The organism is Streptomyces sp. NPDC027189, assembly GCF_055566975.1.
On sequence record NZ_JBVHRI010000002.1, the window covers coordinates 615,874 to 637,526 of the forward strand.

Annotated in this window: 16 protein-coding genes and 2 pseudogenes; 6 read left to right on the forward strand and 12 right to left on the reverse strand. The window is 69.7% G+C overall.

Going from position 1 to position 21,653, the window contains the following annotated elements:
- Window positions 1-10: 10 nt before the first annotated feature.
- The 8 genes from ACZ4RZ_RS07270 to ACZ4RZ_RS07305 all read right to left on the reverse strand — a co-directional run bounded on the left by ACZ4RZ_RS07270 (window position 11) and on the right by ACZ4RZ_RS07305 (window position 8,829).
- On the reverse strand, window positions 11-601 hold the full coding sequence (locus ACZ4RZ_RS07270) for a hydrogenase maturation protease (protein ID WP_467742876.1): 591 nt from the start codon (window positions 599-601) through the stop codon (window positions 11-13).
- Complete coding sequence (locus ACZ4RZ_RS07275) at window positions 598-2,028, reverse strand: hypothetical protein (protein ID WP_467742878.1); 1,431 nt, start codon at window positions 2,026-2,028, stop codon at window positions 598-600. The genes ACZ4RZ_RS07270 and ACZ4RZ_RS07275 overlap by 4 nt, the downstream gene beginning before the upstream one ends.
- On the reverse strand, window positions 2,025-2,711 hold the full coding sequence (locus ACZ4RZ_RS07280) for a DUF6084 family protein (RefSeq protein WP_467742880.1): 687 nt from the start codon (window positions 2,709-2,711) through the stop codon (window positions 2,025-2,027). The genes ACZ4RZ_RS07275 and ACZ4RZ_RS07280 overlap by 4 nt, the downstream gene beginning before the upstream one ends.
- Complete coding sequence (locus tag ACZ4RZ_RS07285; protein WP_467742881.1) at window positions 2,708-3,364, reverse strand: DUF5947 family protein; 657 nt, start codon at window positions 3,362-3,364, stop codon at window positions 2,708-2,710. The genes ACZ4RZ_RS07280 and ACZ4RZ_RS07285 overlap by 4 nt, the downstream gene beginning before the upstream one ends.
- Window positions 3,361-3,960, reverse strand: coding sequence for a hypothetical protein (locus ACZ4RZ_RS07290; RefSeq protein ID WP_467742883.1), 600 nt, complete (start codon window positions 3,958-3,960; stop codon window positions 3,361-3,363). Before ACZ4RZ_RS07290 ends, ACZ4RZ_RS07285 begins: the two co-directional genes overlap by 4 nt.
- Window positions 3,957-5,741 carry a nickel-dependent hydrogenase large subunit gene (locus tag ACZ4RZ_RS07295; RefSeq protein WP_467742885.1) on the reverse strand — a complete coding sequence of 595 codons (1,785 nt, stop codon included), beginning with the start codon at window positions 5,739-5,741 and terminating at the stop codon, window positions 3,957-3,959. The genes ACZ4RZ_RS07290 and ACZ4RZ_RS07295 overlap by 4 nt, the downstream gene beginning before the upstream one ends.
- An 83-nt stretch (window positions 5,742-5,824) precedes the next feature.
- Window positions 5,825-6,913, reverse strand: coding sequence for an NADH-quinone oxidoreductase subunit B family protein (locus ACZ4RZ_RS07300; RefSeq protein WP_467742887.1), 1,089 nt, complete (start codon window positions 6,911-6,913; stop codon window positions 5,825-5,827).
- Between the two features lie 182 nt (window positions 6,914-7,095).
- Entirely contained in the window at window positions 7,096-8,829 is a 1,734-nt protein-coding gene (locus tag ACZ4RZ_RS07305; protein ID WP_467743093.1) for an enoyl-CoA hydratase-related protein, read from the reverse strand.
- Between the two features lie 333 nt (window positions 8,830-9,162).
- On the opposite strand from ACZ4RZ_RS07305, the gene ACZ4RZ_RS07310 reads away from it, so the two are divergent.
- Window positions 9,163-9,903, forward strand: coding sequence for a DUF4142 domain-containing protein (locus ACZ4RZ_RS07310; RefSeq protein ID WP_467742889.1), 741 nt, complete (start codon window positions 9,163-9,165; stop codon window positions 9,901-9,903).
- Between the two features lie 66 nt (window positions 9,904-9,969).
- Here ACZ4RZ_RS07310 and ACZ4RZ_RS07315 read toward each other — a convergent pair whose 3' ends face one another.
- Together ACZ4RZ_RS07315 and ACZ4RZ_RS07320 are read right to left on the reverse strand one after the other, a co-directional pair.
- Window positions 9,970-10,503: a MarR family winged helix-turn-helix transcriptional regulator gene (locus ACZ4RZ_RS07315; protein ID WP_467742891.1), complete on the reverse strand. Its 534-nt coding sequence runs from the start codon at window positions 10,501-10,503 to the stop codon at window positions 9,970-9,972.
- A 144-nt stretch (window positions 10,504-10,647) separates the two neighbouring features.
- A pseudogene (locus ACZ4RZ_RS07320) lies at window positions 10,648-10,893 on the reverse strand (hypothetical protein); the annotation flags it as partial.
- A gap of 203 nt (window positions 10,894-11,096) precedes the next feature.
- On the opposite strand from ACZ4RZ_RS07320, the gene ACZ4RZ_RS07325 reads away from it, so the two are divergent.
- Together ACZ4RZ_RS07325 and ACZ4RZ_RS07330 are read left to right on the forward strand one after the other, a co-directional pair.
- A complete protein-coding gene (locus ACZ4RZ_RS07325) occupies window positions 11,097-12,155 on the forward strand; it encodes a PucR family transcriptional regulator (protein ID WP_467742893.1) in 1,059 nt (352 codons plus the stop codon).
- A gap of 59 nt (window positions 12,156-12,214) precedes the next feature.
- A pseudogene (locus ACZ4RZ_RS07330) lies at window positions 12,215-12,807 on the forward strand (VWA-like domain-containing protein); the annotation flags it as partial.
- 18 nt (window positions 12,808-12,825) lie between these two features.
- Here the strand turns inward: ACZ4RZ_RS07330 and ACZ4RZ_RS07335 are convergent.
- Entirely contained in the window at window positions 12,826-14,277 is a 1,452-nt protein-coding gene (locus ACZ4RZ_RS07335; protein WP_467742895.1) for a purine-cytosine permease family protein, read from the reverse strand.
- Window positions 14,278-14,500: 223 nt separating this feature from the next.
- Here ACZ4RZ_RS07335 and ACZ4RZ_RS07340 point away from each other — a divergent pair, with 223 nt between their 5' ends.
- Window positions 14,501-15,766 carry a glycosyltransferase family 4 protein gene (locus tag ACZ4RZ_RS07340; RefSeq protein WP_467742897.1) on the forward strand — a complete coding sequence of 422 codons (1,266 nt, stop codon included), beginning with the start codon at window positions 14,501-14,503 and terminating at the stop codon, window positions 15,764-15,766.
- A complete protein-coding gene (locus tag ACZ4RZ_RS07345) occupies window positions 15,763-16,581 on the forward strand; it encodes a transferase (RefSeq protein ID WP_467742899.1) in 819 nt (272 codons plus the stop codon). Before ACZ4RZ_RS07340 ends, ACZ4RZ_RS07345 begins: the two co-directional genes overlap by 4 nt.
- A 237-nt stretch (window positions 16,582-16,818) precedes the next feature.
- Here ACZ4RZ_RS07345 and ACZ4RZ_RS07350 read toward each other — a convergent pair whose 3' ends face one another.
- A complete protein-coding gene (locus tag ACZ4RZ_RS07350; protein ID WP_467742901.1) occupies window positions 16,819-18,321 on the reverse strand; it encodes a DEAD/DEAH box helicase in 1,503 nt (500 codons plus the stop codon).
- Between the two features lie 534 nt (window positions 18,322-18,855).
- Here ACZ4RZ_RS07350 and ACZ4RZ_RS07355 point away from each other — a divergent pair.
- Window positions 18,856-20,985, forward strand: coding sequence for an acyltransferase family protein (locus ACZ4RZ_RS07355; RefSeq protein WP_467742903.1), 2,130 nt, complete (start codon window positions 18,856-18,858; stop codon window positions 20,983-20,985).
- Window positions 20,986-21,653: the final 668 nt, after the last annotated feature.

Genomic DNA, 21,653 nt, shown 5'->3' on the forward strand with positions numbered 1-21,653 from the left:
CCGTGTCTCCTCACATGCCGGCGCCGCCGGCCGCGGCCCGCGGCGCGGGCTCTCGCGGCTGGTCGGCCCACAGCAACTCTTCGATCAGCCGGACGGCTTCGGGTACGGCGGCGGAGACCGGCGGGCTGAGACCGATGCCCTCCGCCACCGAGGCGGGTTCGCATCCCACCACCAGCGTGCGCCGCGGCGGCTGCCCGCCGGTTCCGGCACAGAGCGTGCCCAGCAGCGCGAGTACGGTGTCGGGGGTCATCCGGTGGCCGTCGAGCGGTGCGCCGTGCGGCTCGCCTCCGCCGGCGGTGTCGTGCTCGATCACGTAGAGAGTGCCGGGATCCTCGCCCCGCGCGGTGGCGTCCACCAGGATGAGAGTGTCGTAGCCGTCGAGGACCTGGTACGCGAGATGTACGCCCCGTACGCCGATGTCCACGGCCTCGACATGCGGGGGCAGTTGCCTCCCGGCGAGTACGCGCACGGTTTCGACGCCGAAGCCGTCGTCCCCGAGGAAGATGTTCCCGATACCGGCGACGAGCACCCTGCCGCTGTCCCGGCGGAGCGGGTCCGGGAGACCGCTGTCCCGGCGGAGCGGGTCAAGGGGCAGGCTCATGCGCCGTCCTCCAGCGGTGCGACCTCGTCGGGCTGGAAGTACAGGAAGCGTCCCTGCTCACGGCGGATGTCGGCGCCCGGGTCGTCCTCCACCGTCACCGCCAGGTGCACGCCGCCGTCCACGTCGTGCAGGACGGCCTCGACCTTCGCCGTACGCCCCGTCAGGAACAAGTCCTGCGCGTCGGTGCGCCGCTGTCCCGGTCGCAGCACCACCCGGCTTCCCGCTCCCAGCGACCGGCCGTCGACGACGACCCGGTCGTGTCCCGGGTCGAAGCCTGCCTCGCTCGCCGGGTCCCACCACGGGGTGTCCGGACGCTGCACGCCGTACTCGTCGGGGAACCCGGTGGCGGCGGGAGCGGGAGCCGATCCCGTCACCTCGCGCAGGCTGCGCACCGCTCCGTGCAGGCGCTCCAGGACCTCGGGGGGCATCGAGTCCGCGAGGTCGATCACGGCGGCCGCCCGTTCGTCGGTGCCGCGGGCCTCGCGCTTCTCCTCGTCGGTGAGGGCGGCCGTGCGCAGCGCGAGGATCTCGTCGATCTCGGTGGCGTCGTACAGCGCACCGGGACTTTCCGGAGCGATGGCCGGGTGGTCCTCCAGGATGATCGGTGAGGAGAGCACCACATCGGCGCGGCCGGGTTCGCCGGCGAGTACGGGCCAGGTGTGCAGATTGCGGCAGGACGCGATCGCGCCCTTCGCCCACTCGGGGGGATCGGTCATCGACAGGAAAGACCCGGCGCTCAGTCCCATGAGGAGGTGGGACGCCACCAGGGAGCGCGGGAGGGCGGCATCGCGGTCGGCAGCCGGGCCGTCCGGGGGTGTCCAGGTGCTGGTGTTCTCGACGACGGCGGTCAGCCGCAACACCCGGTAGGGCCCGCCGAGTTCACACGCCGAAAGCCGCAGTGCGCCACTGATCTCCTCGTAACGGCGGATCGTGCGGCCGACGGGATGACCGGCCTCGTCGAGGACGGGCTCGCTCTCCTCCCCCGCAGGGCGGTCGAAGGGGATCGTGACCCCGTCGCCCATGAGTTCGTCCACCGGCACGACCGCCTCGACGCGCTCCTCGGTCCCCTCGTCCCAGGGGACCAGGGTCCGGTCCCCGAGCCGGAGTTCGGAGACCGTGTCGAAGCCGCCGTCCGGGCGCGCCTGTTGGACCGTACGCCGCCGGGCGCGCAGAAAGCGCAGCTCGACCGCCAGGGTGGCGCCCGCCCTCGGTTCCATCAGGCATTCGGTGTGCTGGAAGTCGTGCTCCTCGCACGCGGCGCCCCAGGCGGGCGGTACGAGGACGCCGAACTGCCAGCGCAACCGGTTCTTGGCCGCCGAGGCACGGTAGGGGTAGAGCACATAGCCCTCGAAGAGGACGGCGTCGGCCACCTGCCGGGCGACGGCGAGGCGTTCCTCGGTCTCCGGGGCGAACGCGGTCACGCTCACGGAGCGGTCCTTCCGGTGATGCTGGTCAGGGCCGGGCCCTGCCGGGGCGGGGCTGCCGTGCCCGCCTCGTCGAGCAGGGCCCGCACGGTCGCCTCCCAGGAGGGCAGGGCCCGTCGTGAGCGGAAGGCGAGCAGGGCGTCCATGGTGTCGCGGGGCAGCCGGATCCAGCCGCAGCCGGGAAAGTGCTGCTCGACCATCTCCCGCCAGATCGCGACCGGCATCCGGAAGGCCGCCTCCCGGTCCCAGGGGACGGGTTCGACGCGGAAGCCGCCCGCTCCGGTGAACGCCGTGCCGGAGAAGAGCATCAGCAGGGGTACCTCGCCGCCGGTGAGCGCGGCGAAGTAACGGGTCGCGGCGATGTCCATGTCGTAGGTGCAGGGCACGACGAGGTCCGTCTCGGTCTCCCGGGAGAAGGCGGGGACCATGACGGAGACCTGGGCGAACTGCACGGGATGGAGGGTGCTGCCCCAGCGCGAGCGCTCGCCGAAGAGGTCGGTGAGGGCGCCGGCTTCGGCTGCCTCGTAGCCGCGCCGGGCGGGCTCGATGCGGATCTGGCAGCGCAGCGCCAGGGCGTGGACCGGTTCGTCGCCGGTCGCGGTGATGCGCAGCCGGAACACCAGGGTGGGTCCGGCGGCGTACCGGTCGGCGCGGACGCCGGTGCAGGCGAAGGAGAACTCCGTCACGGCCGGTTCTCCTTCTCCACGGTGCGGGCGCGTTGCCCGACCTGCTCGAAGAACGCGTCGAGCGCGGCGCGGGCCTCGGCCCCGCCGTCGAAGCCCTGCCACAACAGGCGCATCCGGCCGACCAGTTCGTAGCAGATGTCGATCGGTACGAGATAGCACTCGCAGCGGCCGTCGGTGCGGCGCAACAGGAGCGCTTCCACATCGGGTTCGAGCAGTTCGGCGAGGCGGCTGTCACCGAGGACGCTCGCCCAGGTCGCCGGTTCGAGCTCGCTCTCGGTGGCCCCGGCCGGGCTCGGGTAGAGGGCCACCAGCCGGTCGAGCGCGGCGTTGCGGAAGAAGAACGCGACGCCGACCGGGATCTGCAGTGCCTCCCAGGCACCGTCGTCGAGGTGGTGGTCCGGGTCGACGAGACAGCGGTCCGGCACCAGACGGAAGCGGCCCGCGGCGGCGCCCGGCTGCTCCATCAGCAGGGCGCAGGACGGGCAGGCGCAGACGATGGCCCGTTTCTCGGTGTCCACCAGGTGCCGGTGGCTCGCGTCGTCCACCGCCACCGCGCACAGCCCGCACCGCTCCGGCTGCGGCTGACGCCCGGTCAGGAATCTGCGCAGTCCGGGGCCGCGGGTGGCCCGGCCGGGGGCGAAGGACGCGCTCATGGGGTCTTCGCCGGGGCCGGACACGCGCCGGCGCGGGTGCCGGGGCCGACGCCGATCTGGAGCAGTGCGGGCTCCCTGGACATACCCGCGGACTGCACTTCGACGACCGTGACCTCGGGCGCGAAACAGGCGAACGCGTCCTCGGCCGCCTGCTGGGCCGTCGCACCGCTTCCGCCGCAGCCGCATCCCGCGGCGCCGGCCGCCCGCAGCCTGAGTGTCCCGGTCGACTCGTCGAAGTCCACGACCTCCAGGTCGTGTTCGCGGACGCTGTCGAGCGCCCTGCCGATACGGGTCGTCCGGTCCTCTGGATGGAGGTCGTGCAGGACGAGGAGGCCGGCGACCAGTTCGTCGCCGAGCAAGGCCGTCACGGGGGCGGCGCCGCGGTCCTGAGGTGAGGACAGCAACTGGAGCATCCGGGCCAGACCCGCCCCGTAGAAGTCCATGAGAGCCTGTACCAGTTCCTCGGCCGCCGCGCGGGCGGCCGGGTCGCCGGTGGCGGCGAGCCGGTCGAGCACGTCCTCGATCCGCCGCCCGGTCCGCACCGCGTCCACCGCCTGTGTCGCCTTCGTCGGGTCGACCGTCGTGCCCGCGCTCATCCGCCCAGTCCGCTCAGGCCGGTGGGCACATGCATCTTCTGTACGGTCTTGCCGCCACCGACGTACATGTGCACGCCGCAGGGCAGACAGGGGTCGAAGCTGCGGACGGTGCGCATGATGTCGATGCCCTTGAAGTTCTCCGGGGTGTTCTCCTCGAAGATCGGCGTGTTCTGCACGGCGTCCTCGTACGGGCCGGGCGTACCGAAGGAGTCCCTGGTGCTGGCGTTCCACGGGGTCGGCGGGTACGGGTGGTAGTTGGCGATCTTGCCGTCGCGGATCACCATGTGGTGGGAGAGGACACCGCGCACGGCCTCGGTGAAGCCGACGCCGATGCTCTCGTCGGGCACCTCGAACTTCTCCCAGGTCTGGGTGCGTCCGGACCGGACCTCCTCCAGCCCCTTCTCCGCGAAGTGCAGAGCGACGGCGGCGGTGTAGGCCTGGAAGTAGGTGCGCGCCCGGTTCCGCTCGAGCGCGTTGCTCCACTTCGGGATCTTCCACTCGAAGGTGGTCTCGGGCTTGGTCATGGTGCGGGGCAGGTTGATGACCACGCTGTTGCCGGTGGCCTTCACATAGCCGGTGTCGACGAGCCCGGACAGCGCGGTGGACCACAGGCGGGCGATGGGGCCGCCACCGGTGTCCAGGGCGAGGTGGTCCTTGCCGTCGAACCAGCGGGGCGACATGACCCAGCTGTACTTGTCGTCGAAGTTCCGCTTCTGCGGGGCGGGGATGGTGTGCTGGTTCCAGGGGTGGCGCGGGTCGACCGGGTTGCCGAGCGGGTCGTGCGTGACGAACTGCTCCTGGCCCTGCCAGTCCTCGTAGTAGGAACTGCCCAGCAGGATGCGGATGCCGAGGTTGATCTCGGTGAGGTCGTTGGTGACGAGCTTGCCGTCCACGATGATGCCGGGGGTGACGAACATCCGTCGGCCCCAGTCCGTCATGTTGGCGTAGGTGAAGTCGCAGTACTCGGGGTCGTTGAGCGCTCCCCAGCAGCCGAGCAGGACCCGCCGTCGCCCCACTTCCTCGTATCCGGGCAGCGCCTCGTAGAAGAAGTCGAAGAGGTCGTCGTGCAGGGGGACGACGCGCTTCATGAACTCCACGTAGCGCATCAGACGGCTGAGGTAGTCCGTGAAGAGCTGTACGGAGGCGACGGTGCCCACGCCGCCCGGGTAGAGCGTGGAGGGGTGCACATGGCGGCCCTCCATGAGGCAGAACATCTCCCGGGTGTAGCGGCTCACCTGGAGTGCCTCGCGGTAGAACTCGCCCTCGAGGGGGTTCAGGGACCGCATGATGTCGGCGATCGTGCGGTAGCCGTGCTCCCCGGCGTGCGGCGCCTCGGTGCGCTCGGCGAGTTCGAGGACGCCGGGGTTGGTCTCCTTGACCATCTTCTCGCAGTAGTCGACCCCGACCAGGTTCTCCTGGAAGATGTTGTGGTCGAACATGTACTCCGCGGACTCGCCGAGGTTGATGATCCACTCACCGAGGTGCGGGGGCTTCACGCCGTACGCCATGTTCTGCGTGTACACCGAGCAGGTGGCGTGGTTGTCGCCGCAGATTCCGCAGATGCGGCTGGTGATGAAGTGGGCGTCGCGGGGATCCTTGCCGCGCATGAAGACGCTGTAGCCACGGAAGACGGACGAGGTGCTGTAGCACTCCGCGACCCGCTTCTGCTTGAAGTCGATCTTCGTGTGGATGCCCAGGCTGCCCACGATCCGTGTGATCGGGTCCCAGGCCATCTCCATCAGGCCGCTACCGTCACCGGCCGCCTTCGTCGTCGGTGCCATCGTCTGGGTCGTGCCCTTCTTCGTGTGGGTGGTCCGGGAGGGTGTGGACGGATCGGGGGATGCGGCTCAGATGTGGCGGGGGGTCACCACGGCGCCCGGTATCCGGTGGTGAGCTTGCGTCCGGTGTGGCGCCACTTGGGTTCCTTGTCGACGGTCTGCTGGGTGAGGGAGCGCAGTCTGCGGACCACCGAGCCATAGGCGCCGCTGGCCTTGGTGGACAGCTTCGCCCCCGGGGGTTCGTCCATGAACGGCATGAACTTGTCCGGGAATCCGGGCATGGTGCAGGCGATGCAGATGCCGCCGACGTTCGGGCAGCCGCCGATGCCGTTCATCCAGCCCCGCTTGGGCACGTTGCACTTGACGACCGGGCCCCAGCAGCCGAGCTTGACCAGGCACTTGGGCGAGTCGTACGTCTGGGCGAAGTCGCCCTGTTCGTAGTAGCCGGCGCGGTCGCAGCCCTCGTGCACGGTGGCGCCGAACAGCCAGGCCGGGCGCAGCTTGTCGTCGAGGGGGATCATCGGGGCGGAGCCGGCCGCCTGGTAGAGCAGGTAGGTGAGTGTCTCGGCGAAGTTGTCGGGCTGGATCGGGCAGCCGGGGACGCACACGATCGGGATGCCGGCCTTGGACTTCCAGTCCCAGCCGAGGTAGTCGGGCACGCCCATCGCACCGGTGGGGTTGCCCGCCATGGCGTGGATACCCCCGTACGTGGCGCAGGTGCCGATGGCGACGACGGCCAGCGCCTTGGGCGCGAGCCGGTCGATCCACTCGCTGGTGGTGATCGGCTGGCCGGTCTCCGGGTTGTCGCCGAAGCCGCACCAGTAGCCTTCGGGCTTGATCGCCTCATTGGGGACGGACCCCTCGACGACCAGGACGAACGGATCGATCTCGCCCCGCTCCCCCTTGAAGAACCATTCGATGAACGTGTCCGCGCCACCCACCGGGCCGCACTCGAAGTCGATGAGGGGCCAGTGGACAGCGATCTTCGGCAGGCCCGGCAGCGCGCCGAGCGCGATCTGTTCGATGCTCGGCTGCATCGCCGCCGTGAGCGCGACCGAGTCTCCGTCGCAGCTCAGCCCGGCGTTGATCCAGAGAATGTGGATCGTGGGCGTCTCGTCGGCAGGCGCACCACCGGCATCCGTTGCGCCGGCCGTGCTCGGCGTCGCCGCTGTCATGGGACCGCCTCCTCGGAGAGGTGAGGGATGAGAACCCGCAGGTTTTCAGGAAAACCCATATCGGGATGAAAGCCCGTATTTCGACCGTCAGTCCTCTTCGTACCAGCCATCCGGCCGCGGTGAGACGTCATCGCGGGCCGTTCCAGTGACGCCGCTGCGGGGCGGTCCGGCGATACGGCCGATCACGGGCCGGTCCGGCCCCGCCCCGTCCTCGCCGCCGCGGCGAGGTCGAGGTGTGGCGGCGTGCACGCGGGTCGTTCCTTGCGGACGAACGCGCGCCGCAGTGCGTGGTAGGGGGCGTCCGGATCGTCGAACGTCCGGCGCATCCGGGCCAGCTCCCGCTCCCGGAAAGCGGCCAGGGGCTCACTGCTCTCCTGGCGGTCCAGTTCCGCTTTCTTACCGGCGATCCGCAACCGCGATCCCGGCAGTGACGCCAGCCGGGAAGCCAGTTGTCCGACCTCTGCGGCGAAGTCCTGCGGACCGCATTCGACCACCCGGTCGACGAGCCCGAGGTCGCGGGCGCTCCCGGCGCTCATCGGCAGGGCCTCGTGCAGGAGCCGTTCGGCGGTCACCGCTCCCACGCGGCGCGGCAGCGTGTACGTCCAGTACTCCGAGCCGTACAGGCCCATGAGCCGGTAGTGCGGGTTCAGCACACAGCCGGTGCGGCACCACACCTCGTCGGCGGCCAGGGCGAGCATCACGCCACCCGCCGCGGCGTTGCCCGCGACAGCGGAGATCACCAGCCTGTCCGTGGTGGTCAGGATCGCCTCGACGAGGTCGTCGATGGCGTTGATGTTGGACCAGGACTCGGCGGCGGGATCCTCGGCGGCCTCGATGACGTTGAGGTGGATTCCGTTGCTGAAGAAGTCCCGTTGCCCGCCCAGCACGAGCACCGAGGTGGGACGCGCGCACGCCTCCCGGTAGGCGTCGAGCAGGCGCCGGCACTGCGCGGTGTTCATCGCTCCGCCGGGGAACGAGAACCAGAGGAAGCCGACGCTCCCCTCCTCCCGGTACGTGATGTCGGTCCACGTACGCCCGGGCGGGTCCGCGGAGCGCGGCGCAGGGAGCTCCGGGAGGGGAGGCAGCCGGTCACCGAGGGCCAGTACGGCGGGCAGTTTGAACGTGGGCGGCTGCCCCGGAGCTCGCCGGCGCCGCAACTCGGGGATCCAGACGGCACCGTCCTTCGTCGCCCGGCAGACCGCGCCGGTCCTGGTGGCCAGCAGCTCACCCGGGACGCCGCGCAAGCCGGCCTCGGGGTGGCCGCCGTGGAGGTACCACTCGGCGCCGAGCAGCACGTCGAGCACGCCGGGCTGCGAGTCCGCCGCACGCAGCTTGGCCAGGACGGTCCGGGTGCAGTCCGCGTCCCAATCGATGCGGCGGACGCTCTGGTCGAGGTAAGGGCGGATGCGCACGGGCGTGTCCGGCGCGTGCGCCCCGCCCTGTTTGCGCGGGGTGTAGGTCCCCGAGGCGAAGCGCTCCACGGCGAGCAGGACGGCCGACAGCGCCGCGTCGGCGATCTCGTTGCGGTAGAGGTCGCTCTTGCCCACCGGCGGGACCGGGCAGGCCACGGACGCCCAGACGTCCCCGGCGTCCATTTCCGCGTCGGCCTGAAGGACCGTCACGCCCCAACGGTCGGCGCCCTCCTGGATCGCCCAGTCCAAGGAGGACGGCCCCCGGTCCCCGAACGGCCCCGGGTGGACGATGAAACACGGGTACGCGGCCCACACCTCCCGGGGGATCGCCGTCTTCAGCATCGGAGCGAGGACGAGTTGCGGCGCGTGCCGCCGGACGGCCTCGGGCAACGGGCGGTCGCGCAGGGCGAGTTCCACCGCGACCGTGTGCCCGTGGTCGCGCAATGCGGCATGCATGCGCTGCGTGAGGCTGTTGAACGCGCTGGCCACGAGCAGGATGTGCACGGCGACCTCCTGGCGGCGACGGTGCGGGCGACTGCGATGGTCGGACACGCCGAACCGTCCCGCTCCGGCGACAGGCTGTCGAGTCACCCGAAAGCGGACGCCGAGCCGCCACCCGGCCCCGGCACCCGGGGCCCTCCGCCGGGTTCAAGGGGCCCGGAGCGGGCCGACCAGTCCTCACCAGGACCGTCATCCACCCTCTGCCACGCCGCCATATCCGCACCGGCGCGTGACGCACAACACACAGCAGAGTGCAAAATTTGCTCAGAGCAATGATGGATCGGTTGAGCCTGTCCGTACCTCCTGGCGTACCAGCCGCTGACCTCAGGAGGCACGATGCGCCTATCACGCAACATGGCAGGAACCGTCTTCGTGGGCGGCGCACTGAGCCTGACTCTCGCCGCCCTCGCCTACCCGGCGATGCTCGGCGTGCAGAACGCGACAACCTCGCCGTCCCGCGTGATCGCCAACACCCGCTACGGACCACTGACCGAGGCCGACCGGGACTTCGTCGTCAAGGTCCGCGCGGCGGGCCTGTGGGAGCACCCCCTGGGGTTGATGGCCATGAAGCGGGGCACCACGGCGGAGATGAAAGAAGCCGGCAAACACCTGGTCGTCGGGCACTCACGCCTCGACGAAGCCTGCCGGAAGATCGCCCCGGAGCTGGGCATCACCCTGCCCAACCAGGCGAGCCCGCAACAGCAGCAGTTCGTGGCCACCGCAGACGGGAACACCGGCAAGCAGTTCGACACCACCGCGGTCAACATCATGCGGGTGACCCACGGCCAGATCTTCCCGGTCATCGCCAAGATCCGCGCCAGCACCCAGAACACCCTGGTGCGTCAGCTCGCCGATCAGGCCAACGACACCGTCCTGGACCACATCACGGTGCTGGAGCGGACCGGACTGGTCAATTTCGACCAGGCCAACTTCCAGCAGACCACCCCGCCGAAACTCCCCAAGGACCAGCTGACTCCGCCGCCTCCCCAGCCGGGGTCCCCGGTCTTCTCCCTCAACCTGCCCCCGGGTCTGGATGTGAACACGACTTCTCCGACACCGACACCGACGACGGGATGACCACCGGCAGAGCTCCGGCCGGGGTTTGCGCTTCGGCCGGCCGACTCGGCGCCAGGAACAGGGATTTCAGGCGTTGCGCCCCGCGACGGCGTCCACCCAGCCCAGTGGATGCGGCTCAGGATCGTCCATCGCCGGAACCAGGGGTTCGCCGCCCGCCTCGTTGAAGGCGGTGAGCGCCTCGACAAGTGCCACGCGCTGCTTCGGGGCGAGCCGCTCGACGATGGCGGCGATCTCGGTGCGGCGTCGGGCGGTCACGTCCTCGACCGCGTGCCGCCCCTCCTCCGTGAGCTGCAGCAGGGTCTCGCGGCGGTTGTCGGGGTTGGTCTGCCGGTCGGCGAGCCCGGCCGCGATCAGCCGGTCGATCATGCGCATGGCGGTCGAGGGCGCGACCTGAAGCAGGTCGGCGAGTGTGACGAGCTTGGTTGCTCCACGGGTGGACAGCACGACCAGCATCCGGAACTGAGGCAGTGTCACCCCCTCCTCGACCTCGGCGAGAGAACGTGCGGAGACCGCGACCAGCAGCCGCGACGCGGTCAGCACCGCCCGAGTGACCGCATCGACATCGTCCGTGCCCCCTGCGGGGATCTCGCGCTCCGCCATGCGTCCTTTCTACCTTGTCGACGTCATGACCCACTCGTCCGATGGGAACGGATTTACCTTTGCCGTGCCCCTCCAGCGCGTGCCCCTGGCCCGCCACACCGGCTCACGGATCGGGGACTCATGGCGTACGGCGAAGGACTGGCCGCGCGAATTGAGGTCCGCGTCGTAGGGCGCGACCCAGAAGAAGTCGCCGGCCTTGTCGTAGGCGTACGGCAGTCCGGTGCTGCCGCTGCCGAGTGACTCGGCGCCGTGCCGGCGAACCTGGACCACCCCGGTGAAGCCGTCCTTGGCGGCGACCTCGGCGCGACCGAAACCGGCGTCCACCCGCCCCGTGCGGATGGTGCAGGTCCGCCCCGCGAAGTCCAGCCGGGACGGCCCCTGTTCATCGGGGGGTGCACGACTCCCCTCCGGGTTCCGGTGCCGCACACCTGCCGGTGTCCGGCACCGGAACCATCCGTCGTGCTCCCCTCCGCACATCGTGCATGGCCGGGACCGACCCGCGCATTGCCGGTTCCCGGCAGTGTTCATTAGGGTCTGCATGCCGGTCGCCGCTAAGAAGTCGTCACCGGGCCGTCAAGAATCCGGGGGACGACGTGACGGAGCGGGAGATACCCGAGCAGTATCTGGACGGCTATGCCCGGATTCTGACGGAGGTTTCGGCCACCGGCCGCCGCCTCACCCGCGACGAGATCGAGTCACGCCGCGTTCTCGGGGAACGGGCCGCCGATTCCGGCCACGGGCTGCGCGCCCTGGTCAGCGCGCACCTGTCCGCCGCCCGCGCCGCCTGGCCCGCCACGCCCGGTTCCGCCGACAGCACGCTCGCCGCGATCCAGCAGGTCATAGACGCCTTCGCCGAAGGCTACGAGCAGGCACAACTCCTCGCCGTACGACAGGAGGAGGCGGCCCGCCGCGAGTTCATCGACGACCTGCTCTACGGCCGCAGCGACCTGGGGCGCCTCGCCGAACGGGCCGAGCGCTTCGGGCTGCGCCTGTCCCACGCGCATGCCGTCGCGGTCGCGCAGGCCACGACGGCGTACGACGAGGCCGACCCCGTACCGCGCCGATTGGAGCAGGCTCTCATCGCCCGCTTCGGGGACCGCAACATCCTGCTCACCACCAAGGACGGCCGGATGCTGTGCATCGCCCCCGGCGACCAGGAGGACATCCTCACCCACTTCGCCAAGCACGCGTACGCGGCCACCGACGGCGGACGCGTCGCCATCGGGCGACCCCAGCCCGGCCCCGGCGGGGTCGTCCAGTCCTACGAGGAGGCGCTGAACGCCCTCGAGCTGGCGGAGCGGCTGGAACTCGACGACCCGGTGCTGCGCGCCGCCGACCTGCTGGTGTACCCCGTCCTCACCCGCGACCGCCAAGCCATGGCAGACCTCGTCCTCGACACCCTCGGGCCGCTCACCGCCGCCCGCGGCGGCGCCCAGCACCTCCTGGACACCCTCACCGCCTACTTCGACTCCGGCTGCGTCGGCACCGAAGCCGCCCGCCGCCTCTCCTTGAGCGTCCGCGCCCTGACCTACCGCCTGGAACGCATCCACAAACTCACCGGCGCCAATCCCGCCGACCCGGCCCACCGCTACATGCTCCAGACCGCGGTCATCGGTGCCCGGCTGCTGGACTGGCCCGCCAAGGAATTGTGAACCCCGTCCTCAGCGTGCGCATCACACCGCGGCCGGCAATCTGCGCGACCAGCTCATCGCCCAGGCCGCCGCGACGCCCAATCGCCGCTGCACGGCGCCGATCCCGCCTCGATCACCGTGCGGGGCGGCCGCACGATGCTGCGCGACCGGCCCGACACCGGCGGCGCACGCCGCCCCGGTCTCCGTGGTCATCGACACATCGGGCTCGGTCAGTGACACCGAAGTGGGCAGCGCGCTCCTCGAGTTTGCCGCGATCTCCCGCTCCGTGGGCGGTCGTCGCGACCTGATCACCGTGCTGCCGTGCGACGCGGCGGCCCGCATCGTGCACCCGCTGTGCCGCGGTGAGGGAATACCGCTGATGGGCGGCGGGGGTACGGATCTTCGCACGGGCATGGGCGGTGGGGGTACGGATCTTCGCACGGGCTTCGCCAAGGCGCTCCGAGTGAATCCCCGCCCCGATGTCATCGTGGTCCTGACCGACGGTCAGACACCCTGGCCGGACACGCGACCACCGTGCCGGACAGTAGTGGGTCTGTTCCCCCGGCAGCAGGCAGCCCGGTCGTGGGACCAGGACGATCCCGATCACGTGCCGGACTCGCCGCCCGACTGGGCACGAGTGGTGGTCATCGGGTCGGCTCCCGCCACTCGGTGAGGCAGCCCAGCGGGAGGATCACGGCTCCCGGTGCTCGTGCGCCGCCGATTCCAGCGCCTCGGCCTCCGCCTCGGCCACGCGTGTCTCGGCATCGACATCGATCGACCGGGTGAGCAGCCAGTAGAGCACCGCGGAGACGGGCAGCCCGATGAACAAGGAGATGTCCGCACCGCCGAGCGCATCGGCCGCAGGTCCGACGTAGAGCGTGCCCACGGAGAAGAACGGCACCATGACGACGAACCCGACCAGGTACGCGATGATGCCGTGCCAGCCCCAGCGGCCGTAGATGCCGTGCGGATTGAAGATCTCGGCGACCGCGTAGTGGCCACGGCGCACCACGTAGTAGTCCATGAGGTTGACCGCGGTCCACGGAATGAACAGGTAGAGCACCAGCAGCAGGAAGTTGTTGAAGTTCTCCAGGAAGTGGGCGGTGGCGGCCAGCGCGCCCACCACGGAGAGCGCCGCGGTGAGGCCGATCGTCACGAGCCGTACGGCGAGGGTCGGCCGCACTCTCTTGAAGGAGTCGATCGCGCTGATGAGCGTGAGGGACCCGCCGTACATGTTCAGCGCCGTCACCGAGACCAGGCCCAGGGCGGCGAACAGCAGCACGATCGCGCCGAACCCGCTGAAGACCTTGTCGCCCGCGGCGTTGATCGAGCGGATCGTCTCGAAATCCTCGCCCGCCCACGCGGCGAGCAGCGCTCCGAGCATCATCAGCCAGATACCGCCGAGCGCGGACCCGAAGTACGTCCAGTAGAAGGTCTTGCGGACGGTCACGTCTGGAGGGAGGTAACGGGAGTAGTCCGAGACGTAGATGGCCCAGCTGATCTGGTACCCGGCGACCACGCCGAACTGGGCGAGGAACGGGGTCCACTTGAAGCCGCCGAGGTCGAAGGAGCCGGGGGGATAGTGCAGGGTGACCAGCACGCCCACGGTGAAGATCCCGAAGATGACCAGGAAGGTGTAGGTGAGGACCCGCTCGGCGCGGTGGATGACGTCGTAGCCCACCAGCGCGATGACGAACGCGATGAGGGTGACCACGACGACCCACAGCTTGACCCCGCCGTGCACCGTGGTGTGCAGGGCCTCGCCGGCCAGGATCGTGTTGAAGACGTTGAATCCGGCGTACTGCACATAGGCGAACAGCCACACCAGCAGGGCTCCGACGTAGCCGAACTGCGGCCGTGACTGGATCATCTGGGGCAGTCCCAGTTGCGGGCCCTGCGCGGAGTGGAAGGCCATGAAGAAGGTGCCCAGAATGGTGCCCGTGGCGATCGCGATCAGCGACCAGATGAGGTTGCCGCCCTCGGTGATGCTGATCAGTCCCACCGCCAGTGTGGCGATCTGCGCGTTGGACATGAACCACAGAGGCCCCAGGTGCCACAGCTTTCCGTGCCGCTCGTCCAGGGGGACGTAGTCGATGGAGCGGATTTCCAGACCCGATACCCGTGGCTGTGATTCCGTGGTCACGAGTGCCTCCTCTGAGGGTATTCACCATGCGATGAGAAGATTCACCATATATGGCCACGTTCATCCCCCGGGCGGCACCGGTCAAGGAGGACCGTACCGGCCGGTGTGTCCGACCGGCCCTCGCTCTCCCGTGCCCCGGGGTGGCCTGCCCAGGCGGCACCGATGAGCCTACGAAGTGATAACAGGCAACAACCGTAAGGAACTTGTCGTGGTCTAGCCCACCATGAGGATCTCTTTCCTGCTCCACAACGCCTACGGAATCGGGGGCACGATCACCACCACGTTCAACCTGGCCCACGCACTGGCCGAGCGGCACGAGGTGGAGATCGTCTCCGCGCTGCGGCACCGGGAGCACCCGACCTTCACCCTGGACCCGAGCGTGTCGCTGCGGCCGCTGGTGGACCTCAGGCAGGAGGAGCGGCATCCGTTGCATCGGAGACCGGCGAGGGTGTTCCCACGCGCCGAGTACCGGTACCGGCAGTACAGCGAGTTGACCGACCAGCGGATCGGCGACTGCCTCGCCACGATCGACACCGACGTGGTGATCGGAACTCGTCCGGGGCTCAACGTGCATCTCGCGCTCCAGGCTCCGCGACACGTCGTACGCATCGGGCAGGAGCACCTCACTCTGGACAACCATCCGCCACGGCTGCGCAACACGTTGCGCCGGGCCTACCGACGGCTCGACGCGCTCACCACGGTGACCGAGGCGGACGCCGCCGCCTACCGGCGCAAGATGCGGCTGCCCGGTGTACGGGTGGAGGCACTCCCGAACAGCGTGCCCGATCCCGCGCTCCCCGCCGCGGACGGCACCGCGAAGGTGATCGTCGCGGCCGGCCGACTGGTCCCGGTGAAACGGTACGACCTGCTCATCGAGGCCTTCGCCATGGTCGCCGCCGAACGCCCGGACTGGCAGTTGCGCATCTACGGCAAAGGGGAGCAACACGATCGGCTGCGACAGCTCATCGCGGACCTCGGCCTGTGGAACAACGTCTTCCTGATGGGTGCGGCGGCTCCCATGGAAGCGGAGTGGGTCAAGGGCTCGATCGGTGCGGCCGCCTCCGACTTCGAGCCGTTCGGCATGACGATTGTCGAGGCGATGCGCTGCGGCCTGCCGGTGGTGAGCACCGACTGCCCCTACGGACCCGGTGAGATCATCGAGGACGGGGTCGACGGCCGGCTCGTGCCGGTCGGGGACCGTGACGCATTGGGCGCGGCCCTGCTCGAACTGGTCCGTGAGGACGACCGGCGCCGCGATACGGGCCGAGCGGCCCTGGAGCACGCGCGGCGGTTCGCTCCCGGACCTGTGGTCGAGCAGGCCGAGCGCCTGATCACCGAGGCGGTCTCGGCGAGAAGGACAGGGCGACAGGTGGTACTTGGACGCGCTGGTGCGCGCCGCGCCCTCGTCAGCCAGGGCTTCGCCGCCCGCGACGCCGCGTTCACCGCGGCCGGCAGCGCGCTGCGCCTGGTACGGAGGGGGCGGCGGTGAGCGGGGACGACGGTGCGCAACCACGCCTTGGCTGCACGGTCGATACGCACGGCCGCATTGCCTTCGACCTGCCGCTGCGGTCGGCCGAAGGGCGGCAGCTGCTGCTGCGGCTGCGCCCGAAGCAGGGACGGCCCGAGAAGACCCTTCACGTCCTCTCCCTGGAGCCCACCGACGACGGTCGCCGACGCGCCGTCCTGGGCCCGCACCCCGTTCTCGCGGAGGGCCGGTGGGACGTGTACCTGCTCCGGGAACCGGGGTCCCAGAGGCAGCGTCTGCGCCCAGGTCTGCGCGACCTACGGGCCCTCGTCGACGGACACCTCCATGACCGGCCGTCACCTCTGGCCGTCCGAATTCCGTACGTCACCAAGGATGGCTATCTCGCGGTACGGGCCTGGTTGCGCCGCGCCCACGCGGAGGTCGACGGCATCAACGTCACGGACCGGTCGATGACGGTCGGCGCACGCCTGCACGGCGCCACGCTCCTGGAGGGAGCCGTCGTATGCCTGCGCCTGCGAGGCGGCAACGGCACCCTACGCGCCGTGCAGCCGCGGGCCGGAAAGGACGGCCGAACCTTCTCCTTCACCGTCGACCACGAGGAACTGGCCGCCGGGACGGGGGCCGGGAGCGGCGTCTGGGATGTCTTCATGCAGCCTGCGGCGGAAGCACCTCTCATCCGGGTCGGCCGCCTCCTCGACGACGTGGCGGACCGCAAGGAAGTGTTCGTCTACCCGGCGGTCACGCTCGGCGGCGCCGTCCTGCGCCCCTACTACACCGTCGACAACGACCTCTCCGTGACGGTGACGAAGGCTGGTTGAGGCTCGGTCGGCAGCCGACCCTGGAGGCACGCAGGTGATCAGTTCTCCAGTTCGGGGTGCAGGTGGCCGCCGACCGCGTGGAGGAGCCGGAGCACGTGGTCCCGGGCCCAGGACATGCCGCCGGAAGGGCGGGCATCTCCGGGTCCGGCCTCCGGCCGCAGGCCGCGTGAAGTCGACGTACGACAACGAAACGGCGGCGGTGCCGAGTCGGCAGGAGGCAGTCAGCCTGCCCTCGGCCTAGTCGCCGCGACGGACCCGGGCGGCCTTGCGGGCCTCGGCGGTCAGGCGCGCCTCAGCGGACCGGCGTGACTCGCCACCGGCGCGACCGGTACGCGTGCCCAGACCACGGAAGGGGGCACCGCCGCGCTTCGGGCGCTCCGCGACCGGCCCGCTGCCGCCGACCGGGACACCGGAGGGAGCCTGGGCACCGGTGATGCGGCTCAGCTCGGCCTCGCCCGAGCGGATCTGTGTGACCTGCGGTCTGATGCCCGCGTCGGACATCAGACGGGCCATGTCCCGGCGCTGGTTGGGCAGGACCAGCGTGACGACACTGCCGGACTCACCGGCGCGGGCGGTACGGCCGCCGCGGTGCAGGTAGTCCTTGTGATCGCTGGGCGGGTCGACGTTGACGACGAGGTCGAGGTCGTCGACATGAATGCCCCGGGCCGCGACGTTGGTCGCCACCAGCGCCGTGACGTCGCCGGTCTTGAACCGTGCCAGGGTGCGGGTGCGCTGGGGCTGCGACTTGCCGCCGTGCAGCGCCGCGGCCCGTACGCCGCTGCTCAGCAGGTGCTTGGTGAACTGGTCGACCGCGTGCTTGGTGTCCAGGAACATGATCACGCGCCCGTCACGGGCGGCGATCTCGGTGGCGGTGGCGTACTTGTCCGCGCCGTGCACCTGCAGCACGTGATGCTCCATCGTGGTGACCGCGCCCGCCGAGGGGTCGACCGAGTGGACCACCGGGTCGTGGAGGTAGCGACGGACCAGGAGGTCGATGTTGCGATCCAGCGTGGCCGAGAACAGCATGCGCTGGCCGTCCGGGCGCACCTGGTCGAGCAGTTCGGTGACCTGGGGCATGAAGCCCATGTCGGCCATCTGGTCGGCCTCGTCCAGGACCGTGATGTTCACCCGGTCCAGACGGCAGTCCCGGCGCTCGATGAGATCCATGAGCCGGCCGGGAGTCGCGACGACGACCTCGGCCCCGGCGCGCAGTGCGCCCGCCTGCCTGCCGATCGACATGCCGCCGACCACGGTGGCCAGCCGCAGCTTCAGCAACCGGGCGTAGGGGGTGAGCGCATCGGTGACCTGTTGGGCCAACTCGCGAGTGGGCACGAGGATCAGGGCCAGTGGCTTCCGGGCCTCGGCACGCTGTCCGGCCGTGCGCACAAGGAGCGCCAGACCGAAAGCGAGCGTCTTGCCCGATCCGGTGCGCCCGCGCCCCAGCACGTCGCGGCCCGCGAGAGAGTTCGGCAGTGTGGCCGCCTGGATCGGGAACGGCTCGTTCAGGCCGAGGCTGGTGAGCATGTTCAACAACTCGACAGGCATGTCCAGTTCACCGAAGGTCGCAGCCGCGGGGAGGGCTGGGGTGACGGTGACCGGCAGCGCGAACTCCCCTTGCGGTGCGGAGGCGCGGCGCCCGCTGCCGCCCGGACCGACGCCGGGGCGCCCCTGGCCCTGCGGCCGGAAACGGGCTCCCCGGTCGGACCCGAAACGGTCGTTCCTACGAGCTGAGCGGTCCATGGAGACCTTCCTCGATAGGGCGCGCATCGAGGAATTCTCGGCGTACATGAGCCGAATGAATTGCAAGAACGAGCCGAACTTAAGGCTGAGACGAATAGAAGCAGGCCACACGACACCGCGCTAAAAAGACAAACTCCACCAAAGTAACAATTCGTTTTGGGAGTTTACGGGAACCGCGACTGCAACTCGGGCAATTTTAGCACGGTGCGCACATTCGGACTCGACGGCACCAATTTTCGCCCGCGATGCGCTGACCAGGCACTACGCAAATTCCTGGATCGGCAGAACAAGATCAACCAGCGTCTCCCCAAGGCCGGATCCGACACCTGACGGCCGAGGTCCGCGATAGCCGGAGCCTCTTGTGACGGGAATCACAACAACTCCTCGTCGCGGTCGGACAGTACATGGCATGCGAGAGTTCCACGGGCTGCGGAGCGGTGGGGGTGCAACCCTTCCACGCGGTCGGGGGTCTCCCTTTGTCGGTGTGGCCCAAAATTCCCTTGCTCCGCTCAAGAATCGATACAAGGAGATCCGTTGACGACCGCCACCCCGTGGCACTCGGGCCGGCTGATGCCGAATCCGGCGCCTGCCGAGCTCCGCACCCCACCGCACGACGGCACCGTGTCGCAGCATGCGTTGCGGCTCGACATCCAAGGGCTTCGCGCCCTGGCGGTCTCATTGGTCGTTCTCTCCCACGCCGGGGTGAGCGTGGTCAGCGGGGGTTATGTCGGTGTCGATGTCTTCTTTGTGATATCAGGCTTTCTGATCACCTCGTTGTTGTCGCGCGAACTCCGCGCCACGGGCGGTATCTCGATCCGGAAGTTCTACGCCCGCCGGGCGTTGCGCCTGCTTCCGGCATCGACACTCGTCGTCGTCGCCACACTTGGCGGTGCCTGGCTGTTCCTGTCGAAGATTCGCTTCGCGGACTACGTGGGCGATGCGCTCAGCAGCGCTCTCTACGCGGTGAACTTCCGGCTGGCGATCTCCGGCACGGACTACCTCGCCCAGGGAAGCCCGCCGTCACCGTTCCAGCACTTCTGGTCGCTGGCCGTCGAGGAGCAGTTCTATCTGCTGTGGCCGCTGCTGCTCCTGCTCAGCTGGAAACTGACCCGGCGACGTGCCCTTCTGGTGGCGCCGCTCGTCGCGCTCTGCCTGGTTTCCTTCGGGCTGAGCGTGTCCGTGACGGAGAACTCGCCGCCTTGGGCGTACTTCGGTCCGCACACCCGTATCTGGGAACTGGGCGTCGGGTCCCTTCTCGCACTGTTCGCCGCCCGGCTGGAGCAGCTGGCCCCCAGGTTCTCGGCGCCGATGACGTGGACCGGCCTGGCCTGCGTCGTGCTGTCGGCGCTCTGGTTCGACCAGGACACAGCGTTCCCCGGGTATCACGCGCTTCTGCCGGTTGCCGGAGCCGCGCTCCTACTGGCCGGCGGCTGTTCGCCGGCCCGGTTCGGCGCCGGATGGCTGCTCTCGCGGCAGCCGGCGGCCTGGCTCGGTGGGTTGTCGTACGGCTGGTATCTGTGGCATTGGCCGCTTCTGCTCATCGGACCGATTGCGCTGGGCAGACCCGCGACCGTGCGTCTGGCGCTGGTGCTCAGTGCGATCGCCCTGCTCATGGCGTGGGCCACCGCGCACCTGGTCGAGAATCCGGTGCGGTTCCACTCGGCGTTCCGCGGCCGGCACGGCCGGGCACTGGGGCTTGGTCTCGGCCTGTCGGCGGGCGCCGCCGTGATGTCCCTGATCGCGGCGGCCTTCCCGCCCGCAATAGACTCCGGTGCGCCCGCGCCCGGGCTGAAAGACACGCTCGCGACCGCGCCGGACCCGCGGTCGCGTCTGACAGAGCTCCTGGATGCCTCGGAGACGCGCCTTCCGAGCAACCTCACGCCGGCACTGACCAAGATCAAGGACACGAAGTCCGCGATCTATCGGGACGGGTGCCACGTGAACTACGCGAGCACGCGAACGCCGCCGTGTGTCTACGGGAGCCGCTCCTCGGACAAGGTCGTCGTACTCTTCGGCGATTCCCACGCGGCTCAATGGTTCCCGGCGCTGAACCGGCTCGCGTCGGCGCACCGGTGGAAGCTGGTCTCGCTGACCAAGGCGTCCTGCAAGGTGGCCGCGGTGACCATCATCCAAGGCGGCAAGCCGTACACGTCATGCGATGCCTGGCGAAGCAGAGCGCTCGCAAAGATCAAAGACCTCCGTCCCTCGCTGGTGATCGTCTCGTCCTCCGATGCGGGCAACCCGGCACGGGCGATGAGCGATCCCCTGCGGGGCTGGACCGCGGGGTTCCGGGACACCTTCCAGAGTCTCGCGGGCACCGGTGCCCAGGTGGCCGCCATCCTCGACACTCCTTGGCCGAAGGATGACGCGGTCGAATGCGCGGCATTGCATCCGCTGCGGCTGGGGCGCTGTACGAACCACATCCAGCAGGCGATCGAGGACCAGACCCGCAGAGACGCGATCACGGAGGCGGCAAGGTCGACCCACACCGCGGTGATCGACCCGGAGCCCTGGCTGTGCACCCGTTCGGGCAGCTGCCCCGTGGTCGTGGGAAACACGTTCGTCTACCGCGATGACAGCCACATGGCCGAGGCCTACGCCGAGGCCATCGCTCCCGTTGTGGGCGATCGGCTCGCCGAACTCTTCGGCACAGACCTGCGGTGAACCGGGCTCCGGCGACAAGAGGGAACGGTCTCCGGCGCCCCTGCCGGAAGCGGCTCGCCGAAGGCGGTACGGCGGGGCTCGGTTCGCGGTGCGTTCCGTCAGCGGCGCGGGCGCCGGTAAACGTGCGGCGACCGGCAACCGGCGTTCAGCTCCGCGCCACCGCACGGCCAGGGCAAGTGAGCAGCGTACGGCCTGATCAAGCGTCCTAGCCCTGGAGTACTCATGAGTGCAGCAGGACAGCAAAACCCCGTGCAGAGACGCACGTTACTGCGGGCCGCAGTCACCCTGCCGACGACCGGCCGGCGGTCGCGGCACTCGAAGCGTCCCCGGCGCAGGCCTTCGACGGGGCCCAGACCGGCCGGTTCGATCCCGAAAGCCCACGCTTCGCACTGGCCGTCCTCCCCGATACCCAGTACCTCTTCGACGCCGACAGCGCGGACCCCGCGCCGCTGCGGGAGACCTTCCGCTAAGGACTGGCAGCTGATCGACTCTGCGTCAAGTCTGAATTCGGCCTCAGCGACGGTCAGTTGGCCTGGTGGCCCGCACAGCGGCGGCACAGCTCCGCACGACCGCAAACTTTGCATCTGGCGAACATCTCCTTCACAGAACCTCCCCCCGCGCTGTCCTGAACCGGCCTTGTTTTGTCAACTACGCGCACTCCAGAGTGT

Excerpts from the sequence above, each read along its gene's own strand:
- ACZ4RZ_RS07270 (WP_467742876.1), bottom strand. The coding sequence starts at position 601 with ATGAGCCTGCCCCTTGACCCGCTCCGCCGGGACAGCGGTCTCCCGGAC.
- ACZ4RZ_RS07285 (WP_467742881.1), bottom strand. The coding sequence starts at position 3,364 with ATGAGCGCGTCCTTCGCCCCCGGCCGGGCCACCCGCGGCCCCGGACTG.
- ACZ4RZ_RS07290 (WP_467742883.1), bottom strand. The coding sequence starts at position 3,960 with ATGAGCGCGGGCACGACGGTCGACCCGACGAAGGCGACACAGGCGGTG.
- ACZ4RZ_RS07295 (WP_467742885.1), bottom strand. The coding sequence starts at position 5,741 with ATGGCACCGACGACGAAGGCGGCCGGTGACGGTAGCGGCCTGATGGAG.
- ACZ4RZ_RS07300 (WP_467742887.1), bottom strand. The coding sequence starts at position 6,913 with ATGACAGCGGCGACGCCGAGCACGGCCGGCGCAACGGATGCCGGTGGT.
- ACZ4RZ_RS07310 (WP_467742889.1), top strand. The coding sequence starts at position 9,163 with ATGCGCCTATCACGCAACATGGCAGGAACCGTCTTCGTGGGCGGCGCA.
- ACZ4RZ_RS07315 (WP_467742891.1), bottom strand. The coding sequence starts at position 10,503 with ATGGCGGAGCGCGAGATCCCCGCAGGGGGCACGGACGATGTCGATGCG.
- ACZ4RZ_RS07340 (WP_467742897.1), top strand. The coding sequence starts at position 14,501 with ATGAGGATCTCTTTCCTGCTCCACAACGCCTACGGAATCGGGGGCACG.
- ACZ4RZ_RS07350 (WP_467742901.1), bottom strand. The coding sequence starts at position 18,321 with ATGGACCGCTCAGCTCGTAGGAACGACCGTTTCGGGTCCGACCGGGGA.